The 12,879-nt window shown below is 57.8% G+C and carries 12 protein-coding genes; 9 read left to right on the top strand and 3 right to left on the bottom strand.

Annotated elements, in window-relative coordinates:
* Positions 1-211 precede the first annotated feature (211 nt).
* From E0F99_RS15895 to E0F99_RS15885, 3 genes are all read right to left on the bottom strand, one after another.
* Positions 212-484 (bottom strand): TfoX/Sxy family protein, encoded by a 273-nt coding sequence (locus tag E0F99_RS15895; protein WP_083356748.1) that lies wholly within the window; start codon positions 482-484, stop codon positions 212-214.
* A gap of 203 nt (positions 485-687) precedes the next feature.
* Complete coding sequence (locus E0F99_RS15890) at positions 688-1,032, bottom strand: pentapeptide repeat-containing protein (protein ID WP_083356749.1); 345 nt, start codon at positions 1,030-1,032, stop codon at positions 688-690.
* Positions 1,033-1,125: 93 nt separating this feature from the next.
* Positions 1,126-2,682, bottom strand: a complete 1,557-nt coding sequence (locus tag E0F99_RS15885) for a bifunctional aminoglycoside phosphotransferase/ATP-binding protein (RefSeq protein WP_083356750.1) — start codon at positions 2,680-2,682, stop codon at positions 1,126-1,128.
* Between the two features lie 118 nt (positions 2,683-2,800).
* Here E0F99_RS15885 and mrcB point away from each other — a divergent pair, with 118 nt between their 5' ends.
* From mrcB to msrQ, 9 genes are all read left to right on the top strand, one after another.
* Positions 2,801-5,125: a penicillin-binding protein 1B gene (gene mrcB, locus E0F99_RS15880; RefSeq protein WP_083356751.1), complete on the top strand. Its 2,325-nt coding sequence runs from the start codon at positions 2,801-2,803 to the stop codon at positions 5,123-5,125.
* 16 nt (positions 5,126-5,141) lie between these two features.
* Positions 5,142-5,876 carry a tetratricopeptide repeat protein gene (locus E0F99_RS15875; RefSeq protein ID WP_083356752.1) on the top strand — a complete coding sequence of 245 codons (735 nt, stop codon included), beginning with the start codon at positions 5,142-5,144 and terminating at the stop codon, positions 5,874-5,876.
* Positions 5,876-6,205 carry a YqcC family protein gene (locus E0F99_RS15870; protein ID WP_083356753.1) on the top strand — a complete coding sequence of 110 codons (330 nt, stop codon included), beginning with the start codon at positions 5,876-5,878 and terminating at the stop codon, positions 6,203-6,205. Before E0F99_RS15875 ends, E0F99_RS15870 begins: the two co-directional genes overlap by 1 nt.
* Positions 6,206-6,636: 431 nt before the next feature.
* On the top strand, positions 6,637-8,361 hold the full coding sequence (locus E0F99_RS15865; protein ID WP_083360363.1) for an acetolactate synthase 3 large subunit: 1,725 nt from the start codon (positions 6,637-6,639) through the stop codon (positions 8,359-8,361).
* A 2-nt stretch (positions 8,362-8,363) separates the two neighbouring features.
* A complete protein-coding gene (gene ilvN, locus E0F99_RS15860) occupies positions 8,364-8,855 on the top strand; it encodes an acetolactate synthase small subunit (protein ID WP_083356754.1) in 492 nt (163 codons plus the stop codon).
* A 46-nt stretch (positions 8,856-8,901) separates the two neighbouring features.
* Positions 8,902-9,918 carry a ketol-acid reductoisomerase gene (ilvC, locus tag E0F99_RS15855; RefSeq protein ID WP_083356755.1) on the top strand — a complete coding sequence of 339 codons (1,017 nt, stop codon included), beginning with the start codon at positions 8,902-8,904 and terminating at the stop codon, positions 9,916-9,918.
* Positions 9,919-10,062: 144 nt separating this feature from the next.
* Complete coding sequence (gene pssA, locus E0F99_RS15850) at positions 10,063-10,920, top strand: CDP-diacylglycerol--serine O-phosphatidyltransferase (RefSeq protein WP_083356756.1); 858 nt, start codon at positions 10,063-10,065, stop codon at positions 10,918-10,920.
* Positions 10,921-10,983: 63 nt separating this feature from the next.
* Complete coding sequence (gene msrP / locus E0F99_RS15845) at positions 10,984-11,997, top strand: protein-methionine-sulfoxide reductase catalytic subunit MsrP (RefSeq protein WP_083356757.1); 1,014 nt, start codon at positions 10,984-10,986, stop codon at positions 11,995-11,997.
* A complete protein-coding gene (msrQ, locus tag E0F99_RS15840; RefSeq protein ID WP_083356758.1) occupies positions 11,997-12,617 on the top strand; it encodes a protein-methionine-sulfoxide reductase heme-binding subunit MsrQ in 621 nt (206 codons plus the stop codon). The genes msrP and msrQ overlap by 1 nt, the downstream gene beginning before the upstream one ends.
* Positions 12,618-12,879 lie beyond the last annotated feature (262 nt).

The raw sequence follows: 12,879 nt of genomic DNA, 5'->3' as shown, positions 1-12,879 counted from the left end.
GCAAGAGCCGGGTCAAATAACCGTGATTAGCCTGATGAGGAGATAATCTGAGAGTCCGAACCAATGGTCTTTCAGTTATCGGCTGATCTCGCGATCAGTTGTGATAATCATAACGATTCTCATTTGAGAGTCAACATTTGTTTTCGTCGTGCTGCTGGTTTTCTTGAATACTTGTTTTAAGGGCCCGAAAACACTGGGCTTGATCGCTGAGCTAATTCTTCGGGCGTGCTGAAATAGCATCCAGCTGTCGGTTCAACGCTTCCTTGCGCTCCGTCGGAATGTCATTCCAGTGCACATCCATCAACGCGCCTTCAATTGCATACAGCAATACCTTCGATGCCCGGAACCCGCGAGTCCGCACGGCTCGGTAGGCATCAACCGCCCCCAAGCGGCGCAAGTCGGACGCACTGTGGATGCCCACCGCGTGCAGCCACTGCGCCGACGTCTTGCCAAGGTTTTTCAGGTGTTGCAGCTCATCGTTCATCAAGCCTCCTTGCGACGGCCGAATGGTGCGGTGGGTATCGTGACCAGGCAAGCCTGAAAAGGAGTGTAGCGCTCAGTAGGAAAAGCGTACTTCTTTGGTCGGGAACGGCTGAAAAGATTATAAGAATGTTTTATTGGGGGGGAGGGCAGGCAGGCGCGAATCACCCGGTACGCGTGACGCGTAGCCGGGTCCGATGGGTGACATCACTTGGTGCGGTAGCGCAGGCGAGTGCCGAAATTGACTGACATCAGGATTTCGTCGGCAGTCAGTTCAGGTGGGAAATAGGTGCCCGATATCTGTGCATGGGCAAGGCTGGCGCCTTCCAATGAGCAGTCACGTAAATCCAGGCCACGCAGGTCGGTAGAGCGGAAGTAGGCGTCGGTGAAATCGACGCCGCTGGCGTTCAAATCACGCAGGTCCAGCCCACGGAAGTCGCCACCGCGCATGTCGACAGTCCCGTCTTTAGGGCGTTCCTGGTTGAAGCCTCGAATGTCGTCCTTGTGCAGGAGCGCATAGAGCGGGGTATCAAGAAGCTTGGGGTGACTCATGACGGCGACTCCTGTTGGAATTATGACGCCAGTATAGTGCCACTATTGCAGGGTCGTGCACCGTAGATAGGTGACACGACCAAGAAATATTTCTTACAGGCCAGGCAGGCGCTGGCGAATGTGCGCCACCAGAGCATCCAGAGTCCCACTCTCATTGGTCTCTACGCGCTTGCTGAGGAGCAGCTCTTCGGCTGTCAGCGGATCGCGATTGGCCTGCTGCTCTTCGATGACGGTCAGCGTCGCGTCGGACGGATCGTTTCTGTCCGCCTGACGTTGTGCCAGCCAGCTGGCGATAACGGCTTGTGGTGCGTTGCAGTCCAGGATCAGGAAGGGCGCGCCGGTGGCCTCGGCAATCTTGGCTGCCGCGTCGCGCTGCTCGCGCTTCAAGAAGGTCGCATCCAGCACGACCGGGTAGCCGGCACGCAAGACGGTATCGGCGATTTCATTCAGGCGAGCGTAGGTTGCGGCGCTGGCATCGGCCGCATAGATGCCGGCCTGTGGCGTGTTCTCTACTTGCTGCTGGCCAAACAGGCGTTTGCGCTCCACGTCCGAACGCAGGCGCACAGCGCCCAATGCTTCCACCAGGCGCATGGCAACGTGGCTTTTGCCGACTGCCGATACGCCGTGGGTAATTGCCAGGAAGCGCGAAGGAATGGTGCTGTAGCTTTCCGCCAGGTTGGCGTAGTTGCGGTACTGGCGCAGGGTGGTGGCGCGTTGCACCGGGCTGGCTTCGCTCGGCATGCTGAACAGCGCAATCTTGGCGCGTACCAACGCTCGGTAGGCTTTATAGAAGTTCAGTACTTCGAGGCCTTGGTAGTCGCCAGTCAATTCCAGGTACTGGCTGATAAAGCGACGTGCCAGGGATTTGAGGCCACGGTCTTCCAGGTCCATCGCCAAGAAGCCGGTGTCGGCCCATACATCGGTGAAGCGGAACGGTTCGTTGAACTCAATGCAGTCGAAGATCACCACCTGGCCGTCTATCAGCGTGGCGTTGCCCAAGTGGATATCGCCGTGACATTCGCGGGTGAAGCCGTCGAGCTTGCGCTGTACCAGCAGCGGCTTGAGGCGTTCGAAGCTGCTTTCAGCCCAGGCTTGCAGGGCTTCCAGTTGTGCCAGGTCAGCCTTGTCGCTGAGGAACGGGCGGATCTGCTCGAAGTTCTGGCTGATCGGCGCCATCACCTCGTCCGGCGTGCCGGCCAAGTGCTCCTGGGGAACCTTCGGCGCGGTGAGATGGAAATGCGCAATCTGCTTGGCCATTTGATCAATGTGCGCGCTGGTCAGTTCGCCGTTGGCTTGCAAGGTGCTGAGCAGTTGGCTTTGCGGGAACTGGCGCATTTTCAACGCGTACTCGATCACCGGACCTTCGCCGCCCAGTTGCGGGGCTTCGGCGGTGCCGGTAATCGGCAACACTTCAAGATACAAATCTTCGGTCAGGCGTTGGTTGAGGCGCAGCTCTTCATTGCAGAAATGGCCTCGATCATCCAGTTGGGTGAAATCCAGGAAGCCGAAGTTCATCGGTTTCTTCAATTTATAAGCGAAGGGACCCGTCAGAATGACCCAGGAAATATGGGTCTCGATAACTTGAAACGCTTCAACCGGGTGGGGATACAAAGCCGGGTTTTGCAGGGCAGCGATCAGGGACTGGCTCACGGGCGATCCTTCAAAGTCTGGGGGAAATCATGGCGGGCATTATGGCTGTTACAGCCGGTCGTGCAAACCGCTGTCCGGCTCATGTTGATCATCAATAAAGTGCGTATAATCCGCCGCCATGACTCGAACCCGATCTCCCCGTTCCCGTAAAAAACCTCCTTCGCGCGGCCTGCGCCCGTGGCTGGGCTGGGCGCTCAAGCTCAGCCTGGTGGGCTTTGTGGTGCTCGCCGGCTTCGCGGTGTACCTCGACGCCGTGGTCCAGGAGAAGTTCTCCGGCAAGCGCTGGACCATTCCGGCCAAGGTGTACGCACGCCCGTTGGAACTGTTCACCGGCCAGAAGCTGAGCAAGGATGACTTCCTTACCGAGCTCGATGCCTTGGGCTACCGCCGCGAACCTGTGAGCAACGGCCCGGGCGCTGCAGCCGTCAGTGGCAATACGGTCGACTTGAACACCCGTGGCTTCCAGTTCTATGAAGGCCTGGAAAAAGCCCAGCCGGTACGTGTGCGCTTCTCCGGCGATTATGTCGCCGAGCTCTCGTCGCTCAACGGTTCGAAGCTGCCAGTGGTACGCCTGGAGCCGCTGCTGATTGGCGGCATTTACCCGAAGAACCTTGAAGACCGCATCCTGATCAAGCTCGATCAGGTGCCGCCGTATCTGCTCGAAACCCTGGTTGCGGTAGAAGATCGCGATTTCTACAGCCATTGGGGGGTTTCGCCGAAGTCGATTGCCCGTGCTATTTGGGTCAACACCTCCGGCGGCAAGATGACTCAGGGCGGCAGTACGCTGACGCAACAATTGGTCAAGAACTTCTACCTGACCAACGAGCGCAGCCTGACCCGTAAACTCACCGAAGCCATGATGGCGATGTTGCTGGAGCTGCATTACAGCAAGCAGGAAATCCTCGAGGCGTACCTGAACGAGGTATTCGTCGGTCAGGATGGCCAGCGCGCAGTCCACGGGTTTGGCTTGGCCAGCCAGTTCTTCTTCGGTCAGCCATTGTCCGAGTTGAAGCTGCATCAGGTCGCATTGCTGGTAGGGATGGTCAAGGGGCCTTCCTATTACAACCCGCGTCGCAACCCGGAGCGTGCACTCGAACGTCGTAACTTGGTGCTTGATGTACTTGAGCAGCAAGGTGTTGCTAGCGCTGAACAAGTGGCCGCCGCGAAGAAGATGCCACTGGGTGTGACAACCCGCGGCAAGCTTGCCGACAGCTCCTTCCCGGGCTTTATTGACCTGGTCAAACGCCAGTTGCGTGAAGACTATCGCGACGAAGACTTGACCGAAGAAGGCTTGCGGATCTTCACCAGCTTCGACCCGATTTTGCAGATGAAAGCCGAGGCGTCGGTCAACGACACCTTCAAGCGCCTGAGCGGCCGTAAAGGTTCGGATGAGGTCGAAGCCGCGATGGTCGTGACCAACCCGGAAACCGGTGAGGTCCAGGCCATGATCGGCAGTCGCCAAGCCAGCTTTGCCGGTTTCAACCGCGCGCTGGATGCGGTGCGGCCGATTGGCTCGCTGGTCAAGCCAGCGGTTTACCTGACGGCCCTGGAAAAACCGAGCAAATACACCCTTACCAGTTGGCTCTCGGATGACCCGCTGTCGGTCAAAGGCGCCAATGGCCAGGTGTGGACGCCGCAGAACTTTGATCGTCGCTCCCACGGTACGGTGTTCCTGTACCAGGGGATTGCGCACTCCTATAACATTTCCACCTCACGCCTTGGGCTGGAGGTGGGTGTGCCGAATGTATTGAAAACCATCGCGCGCCTGGGTGTCACTCGTGAGTTTCCGGCCTTCCCGTCGATTCTGCTCGGTGCTGGCGCCATGACACCGATGGAAGTGGCGACGATGTACCAGACCCTCGCTAACGGCGGCTTCAATACACCGATGCGCGGCATTCGCAGTGTGCTGACCGCCGAGGGCGAGCCGCTCAAGCGTTATCCGTTCCAGATTCAGCAGCGCTTCGACGCGGGTTCCATCTACCTGATCCAAAACGCCATGCAGCGCGTAATGCGTGAAGGTACCGGGCGCTCGGTCTACAGCGTGCTGCCGTCGAACCTGACGCTGGCGGGCAAGACCGGCACCAGTAACGATTCGCGTGACAGCTGGTTCGCCGGCTTCGGCCAGGATGTACTGGCCGTGGTGTGGCTGGGGCGTGACGACAATGGCAAGACGCCGTTCACCGGTGCGACTGGTGCGTTGCAGGTCTGGACCAGTTTCATGCGCAAGGCCGACCCGCTGCCGCTGAACATGCCGCAGCCGGACAACATCGTGCAGGCCTGGATTGATCCGCACACGGGGCAGGGCTCCGATGCCAACTGTCCGGGCGCGGTGCAGATGCCGTATATTCGCGGCAGCGAGCCACCACCCGGAGCTGCATGCGGTGGCAGTGCCCCCGCTGACGCGGACTCGGTGATGGATTGGGTCAAGGGCTGGATGAATTAAGCAAAGAGGGTTTCAAGTGAACAAGTGGTTGATTCCAGCTATTACAGCGCTAGCGGTGCTCAGCGGTTGCTCAAGCGTGCAGCGCGGCTCAATTCCCGTAGTGGACTCGAGCACTGCCGTCTCGAATAACGATCGCATCTCGGCTAACGGCGGTTTCCGCCAGACCGTGGTCAAGCGTCCTGCACAAGCCACGCCTCAATCCATCCCGCAGGATTCGGGTGTGGTGGTGATGGTGCCGGGCGGTGGTGCTGCCACCTCGGCGCCTATCAGCGCCGAGCCATGGACCCCAGGGCCAAGCACGTCGGGGCCGATTGATGCCGCGCCGATCCAGACGGCGCCGGTCAATCAGGGCACCTACAATATGCCGTCGACGCCTAGCGGCATTCCATCGGCGTCCAGCGCTGGCGGCCTTTCGGCTGATGAACAGTTGGACGGGCCGGTACTCGCGTTGCTGACTACCGCCCAGCAGCAACAGGCCGGTGGGGACCTGAACGGTGCATCGTCGAGCCTCGAACGCGCCCAGCGCGTTGCACCGCGCGAGCCGCAAGTGTTGTATCGCCTCGCTCAAGTGCGCATGGCCCAGGGCGATGCGCCACAAGCCGAACAGTTCGCCCGTCGTGGCCTGAGCTTGGCCAACGGTCGTCCCGACTTACAAGCCAGCTTGTGGGCCCTGATTGGTGATGCGCGCGCCGCACAAGGCGATGCTGCCGGTGCCGCTCAGGCTCGGCAAAAAGCCAAGGTCAGCCTCTGATGGATGGGCGTTTCCCAGCGATTGCCGAACAGCTATTGCTGATTGAGCGCGAGTTGCGCGTGCAAGGGTGGTGGGACCCGGTGCCCCCGAGCGCCGAGGCGCTCAACAGCGTCGAGCCTTTTTCGGTTGATACCCTGGATTTCCACCAGTGGCTGCAATGGATCTTTCTGGTGCGCATGAAGCAGATCCTCGAGCAGGATCTGCCGTTGCCAAATGCATCGGGGATCATGGAGATGGCTGAAATGGTTTACGCCGATCGGCCGCTGGAGAGCCTTGGCTTGCGTAATGCGCTGAAAAAGTTCGACCAACTCATCGTCGACGCTCGTTAATTGCCTGACTGTCGGTTTTTCCGGCAGCCTTGCGCACATTTCTACCGCTTGACGACATTCAGGCGAGTTTTATCCCTTCTCAAACACCTTTCTTATGCGTTCTCATGCGCTTAGTTGGAAAAAAGCGCAATTATTGCTTGACTTGAGAGAGCTGAAACAGAAGAATCCAAAGTCCGCTGTATCGGGACTGCCAGAAGCAGGCCCGCTCAGCAGATCATGAGGCGCACATCCGCGCCGACCTGTAACACCCGCAACGCGTTACCTCGCGCTGGGTGGGAAAAGCCCGCAACACTTGGGACGATCCCAATACTTGCTCAGTCAGTGCTGACGTAGTCGGCGACCACCGTCGCTCATGCTCTGTTGAGAAGTAAACCTATTAAGACCCGTCGGTTTTTAACGGACGGTATTCTGGCGTTTTAGAGGTGAACAACGTGGAGCTTTTATCTGGCGGTGAGATGCTCGTCCGCTTTTTGCGTGACGAAGGCGTCGACTATATCTACGGGTACCCTGGTGGTGCTCTGCTGCATGTCTACGACGCACTGTTCAAGGAACCGGCTGTTACCCACATCCTGGTTCGCCACGAACAAGCTGCTACCCATATGGCTGACGGCTACGCCCGTGCCACCGGTAAAGCCGGCGTGGTACTGGTAACCTCCGGCCCAGGCGCAACCAATGCCATTACCGGCATCGCGACTGCTTATATGGACTCCATCCCGATGGTGATCATTTCCGGCCAGGTCGCAAGCACCATGGTGGGGACCGATGCATTCCAGGAAACCGACATGATCGGTATCTCCCGGCCGATCGTGAAACACAGCTTCATGATCAAGCATGCGTCGGAAATCCCGGAAGTCATGAAAAAGGCGTTCTACCTCGCGCAGTCCGGTCGTCCGGGCCCTGTCGTGGTCGATATCCCGAAAGACATGACCAACCCGGCCGAGAAATTCGAATACATCTTCCCGAAGAAAGCCAAGCTGCGTTCCTACAGCCCGGCCGTTCGCGGGCACTCGGGGCAAATCCGCAAGGCGGCAGAAATGCTCCTGGCGGCCAAACGCCCAGTGCTGTACTCGGGCGGTGGCGTGATTCTGGGTGGCGGTTCCGCGCCGCTGACCGAGCTGGCCAAGATGCTCAACCTGCCAGTCACTAACACCCTGATGGGCCTCGGTGCGTTCCCAGGTTCGGACCGTCAGTTCGTCGGTATGCTCGGCATGCACGGCAGCTACACCGCCAACCTGACCATGCACCATGCTGACGTAATCCTCGCCGTCGGAGCGCGGTTCGATGATCGGGTGATCAACGGCGCGAGCAAATTTTGCCCGAATGCCAAGATCATCCACATCGATATCGACCCGGCATCCATCTCCAAGACCATCAAGGCCGACGTGCCTATCGTAGGTCCTGTAGAGAGTGTGTTGACCGAAATGGTTGCTGCGCTCAAGGACATCGGCGAAACACCGAACAAGGAATCGGTTGCTAGCTGGTGGAAGCAGATCGACGAATGGCGCGGCGATCGCGGCCTGTTCCCTTACGACAAGGGCGACGGCAGCATCATCAAGCCACAAACCGTGATCGAGACCTTGTGCGAAGTGACCAAGGGCGACGCCTTTGTGACCTCCGACGTGGGCCAGCACCAGATGTTCGCCGCGCAGTACTACACGTTCGACAAGCCTAATCGCTGGATCAACTCCGGTGGTCTGGGAACGATGGGCTTTGGTTTCCCTGCGGCCATGGGTGTGAAGTTGAGCTTTCCGGACACTGACGTCGCGTGCGTCACCGGTGAAGGCAGTATCCAGATGAACATCCAGGAACTGTCGACGTGCTTGCAGTACGGCCTTCCGGTGAAGATCGTCTGCCTGAACAACGGCGTGCTGGGCATGGTTCGTCAATGGCAGGACATGAGCTACGGTAGCCGCCACTCCCATTCCTACATGGAATCGCTGCCGGATTTCGTCAAGTTGGTTGAAGCCTATGGCCACGTCGGCATTCGTATCACCGATTTGAAAGATCTGAAGCCGAAGATGGAAGAGGCGTTCGCCATGAAGGACCGCCTGGTGTTCCTCGATATTCAAGTGGACACCAGCGAGCACGTCTACCCGATGCAGATCAAAGACGGCTCTATGCGCGACATGTGGCTGAACAAGACGGAGCGTACTTAATCATGCGGCACATTATCTCCCTGCTTCTGGAGAACGAACCCGGCGCTCTGTCTCGTGTTGTCGGCCTGTTTTCGCAACGCAACTACAACATCGAAAGCCTGACCGTGGCCCCAACCGAAGACCCGACCCTGTCGCGCCTGACGTTGACCACCGTGGGCCACGATGAGGTGATCGAGCAAATCACCAAGAACCTCAACAAGCTGATCGAAGTGGTCAAACTGGTCGACCTGTCGGAAAGTGCCCACATCGAGCGCGAGCTGATGCTGGTCAAGGTTAAGGCCACGGGGGGCCAACGCGCCGAGATCAAACGCACGACTGACATTTATCGCGGGCAGATCGTCGATGTGAGCGCCAGCGTTTATACCGTTCAACTGACCGGTACGAGCGACAAGCTGGACAGCTTCATCCAGTCGATCGGGACGGCCTCGATTCTGGAAACTGTACGCAGTGGCGTCACCGGGATTGCTCGTGGCGACAAAGTACTCAGCATCTAACCCAATTAGTGAATGGCCTAAGGGCCTGGATATATAGAGGAACCTCATGAAAGTTTATTACGAAAAAGATTGTGATCTGTCGATCATCCAGGGCAAAAAAGTCGCCATCATCGGCTACGGTTCCCAAGGCCACGCTCAAGCGTGCAACCTCAAAGACTCCGGCGTTGACGTGACTGTTGGCCTGCGCAAAGGCTCGGCCACTGTTGCCAAGGCTGAAGCCCATGGCCTGAAAGTGACTGACGTTGCTTGCGCCGTTGCTGCTGCCGACCTGGTCATGATCCTGACCCCGGACGAATTCCAGTCCGCGCTGTACAAGAACGAGATTGAGCCGAACATCAAGAAGGGCGCCACCCTGGCCTTCTCCCACGGCTTCGCGATCCACTACAACCAGGTTGTGCCACGCGCTGACCTCGACGTAATCATGATCGCGCCGAAAGCACCGGGCCACACCGTGCGCTCCGAGTTCGTCAAAGGCGGCGGTATTCCTGACCTGATCGCGATCTACCAGGACGCTTCGGGCAATGCCAAAAACGTTGCACTGTCCTACGCAGCGGGTGTTGGTGGCGGTCGTACCGGCATCATCGAAACCACCTTCAAGGACGAGACCGAAACCGACCTGTTCGGCGAACAAGCCGTTCTGTGCGGCGGTACCGTTGAGCTGGTTAAGGCCGGTTTCGAAACCCTGGTTGAAGCTGGCTACGCGCCGGAAATGGCCTACTTTGAATGCCTGCACGAACTGAAGCTGATCGTTGACCTCATGTACGAAGGCGGTATCGCCAACATGAACTACTCGATCTCCAACAACGCCGAATACGGCGAGTACGTGACCGGCCCTGAAGTCATCAACGCCGAGTCCCGTCAGGCTATGCGCAACGCCCTGAAACGTATTCAGGACGGCGAATACGCCAAAATGTTCATCAGCGAAGGCGCAACCGGCTACCCTTCGATGACCGCCAAGCGTCGTAATAACGCCGCTCACGGTATCGAGATTATCGGCGAGCAACTGCGCTCCATGATGCCGTGGATCGGTGCCAACAAGATCGTCGACAAAGCCAAAAACTAAGTCGTACGCATCAAGAGAAAACGCGGCTTAGGCCGCGTTTTTTCGTTTGAGGGGCTTGTTCTGGTATAAAGCTGCATCGTTTGCGGGCGAACACTGGCCGCAAGTACTTGTCGAATTTTTTCACACCGTTGCAAGGTAAAGTCCATGAGCGAACGTCCCGAAGAGCCACACCAGGCCTCTGACGCCGAAAGCCTGCTACCCATCGATGAACATGTCGAGGAAGGGCATGATGCGGAAGGTCGCAAGGTCCGGCATCGTGGCATCTATCTTCTGCCCAACCTGTTCACCACGGCGAATCTGTTTGCCGGGTTCTATTCCATCATCAACTCCATGAGCGCTCAAAGTGCGTTGGCGGCGGGTGATGCGGCGAGTGCCAGCAAATATTTCGGCTTTGCTGCCATCGCGATTTTCGTGGCTATGGTGCTCGACGGCCTGGATGGTCGTGTGGCGCGCATGACCAACACGCAAAGTGCCTTCGGTGCCGAGTACGACTCGTTGTCGGACATGGTTGCCTTCGGTGTCGCGCCTGCATTGCTGGCGTTTGCCTGGGCGCTGGGTGATATGGGCAAGGTGGGCTGGATGGTTGCCTTCATCTATGTCGCCGGTGCCGCTTTGCGTCTGGCGCGCTTCAACACCCAGGTAGGCACTGCTGACAAGCGTTACTTCATTGGCCTTGCCAGCCCGGCGGCTGCGGGCGTAGTGGCAGGTATTGTCTGGGCATTCAGTGACTACGGCATCCAGGGTTCGAAGATGTCGTTCTTGGTGGCTTTGATGGTGGCGGCCGCCGGCATGCTGATGGTCAGCAACATCAAGTACAACAGCTTCAAGGAGTTCGACCTCAAGGGGCGCGTGCCTTTCGTGGCGATCCTGGTGGTGGTGCTGGTGTTCGCGGTCGTCTTCAGCGATCCGCCGCGTATCCTGCTGCTGGCGTTCCTGGTCTACGCCGCTTCGGGGCCGATTCAGTACCTGCTGCATCTGCGCCGGGACAAAACATTGCCTTAATGTAATGTTCCCCATACTCCGCAGTCTATTGGTGCATCAGTCCTCCAAAGCTGCGGAGTTGCCATGTTAATCAAGATCCCCAAAGCGTCCGATTGTCACGAATCGGATGTCACGCCTGAATCCTTCTATCTCTCTCGCCGCAGCCTGCTCGGTGGTGCGCTTGCCGGAGTGGCTGCCAGCGCCTTGCCGCGCTGGGCCAATGCCGACAATGCTGCGCGTTATGCCGATGTTGAACCGGGCAAGGCGCCGAACTGGTTTGCCGAGAAATTGCCAAGTACTAAATGGCAGGCGGTTACCGTGAAGGACGAGGCCATCACGCCCTTCAAGGACGCGACCCACTACAACAACTTCTATGAGTTCGGTACAGGCAAGGGCGACCCGGCGACGAATGCCGGTTCACTCAAGACCGAGCCGTGGAGTGTCGTAATCGATGGGGAGGTTGCGAAGCCGGGGCGCTATGCCTTGGAAGACTTCATGAAGCCTTACCAGTTGGAAGAGCGGATCTACCGTTTGCGCTGTGTTGAGGCGTGGTCGATGGTCATTCCATGGATGGGCTTTCCGATCTCGGCCTTGCTCAAGCAGGTTGAACCGACCACCAAGGCCAAGTACATCCGCTTTGAAACCCTGCAGGACCCCAAAAGCATGCCGGGCCAACGCTCAAGTTTTGGCTTGATTGACTGGCCCTATGTAGAAGGGTTACGTCTGGATGAGGCGATGAATCCTTTGGCGATCCTTGCAGTGGGCATGTATGGGCGGGAACTGCCTAACCAGAATGGCGCGCCGTTGCGTTTGGTGGTGCCGTGGAAGTATGGCTTTAAAAGTGTGAAATCCATTGTGCGGATCAGCCTGGTGAGTGAACAGCCCAAAACCACTTGGCAAAGTATTGCTGCGGATGAGTATGGGTTCTACGCAAACGTGAACCCTACGGTCGATCATCCTCGTTGGACTCAGGCGCGGGAGCGTCGCTTGCCGAGTGGTTTGTTCAGCCCGAATGTGCGCGAGACGCAAATGTTCAATGGCTACTCGGATGAGGTTGCCTCCCTTTATACCGACCTCGATCTGCGGAAGAACTACTGATGCGGTACCCGATCTGGCGCATTGGCGTCTTTATAGCTGCTGCGGTGTGGCCATTTTTCTGGCTGTATGAGGCGTGGAGTTCTGTTCTCGGACCTGATCCAGGCAAAGTGCTGATGGATCGGTTGGGGCTTGGCACGTTAATTCTGTTGCTTATTACACTGGGCATGACGCCGCTGCAGAAGCTTAGCGGGTGGGCAGGGTGGATTGCCGTTCGCAGGCAGCTGGGGCTCTGGTGCTTTGCGTATGTAGTTTTGCACTTGGCAGCTTACTGCGTATTTATCCTTGGGCTGGATTGGTCGCAATTAGGGGTGGAGCTGCGTAAACGGCCTTACATTATTGTTGGCGCGCTGGGTTTCCTTTGCTTATTGGTGCTGGCGGTGACCTCCAATCGCTATAGCCAGCGCCGACTGGGTAGTCGTTGGAAAAAGCTGCACCGCTTGGTGTATGTGATTGTCGGGCTCGGTTTGCTCCACATGTTGTGGATTGTGCGGGCCGATCTGAAAGAGTGGGCTATCTATGCAGCTATAGGGGCGCTGCTTTTGATCCTGCGGATTCCGCCTGTCATGCGCCGGATTCCCCGCCTTATCGCGAAAAAACCACTTTCTGCAACAAAAGCGTAATTAAGGCTTGACGGCAGATTCTGGAAGTCTATAATTCGCCCCACTTCCGGCGCAGTCGAAACGGAAAACTCCTTGGTAAACAAGGAGTTACGCAAGATTCGACAGCGAGTTGCTTCAGTTCATCGAAGCCCAGAGGGAGTTGGTAGGGCAGTGTTGTTTGGCTCTATTAACGTTTCGATCTTCTCGGTCGAAAGCGGAGAAAAAGAGGTGTTGACAGCAGCGTGTAACGCTGTAGAATTCGCCTCCCGCTAACGAGAGATCG

Source organism: Pseudomonas antarctica (assembly GCF_900624995.1).
Classification (GTDB): domain Bacteria; phylum Pseudomonadota; class Gammaproteobacteria; order Pseudomonadales; family Pseudomonadaceae; genus Aquipseudomonas; species Aquipseudomonas antarctica.
Note: the sequence above shows the minus strand (reverse complement) of the source record. Positions and strands in the feature narration are given on the sequence as shown.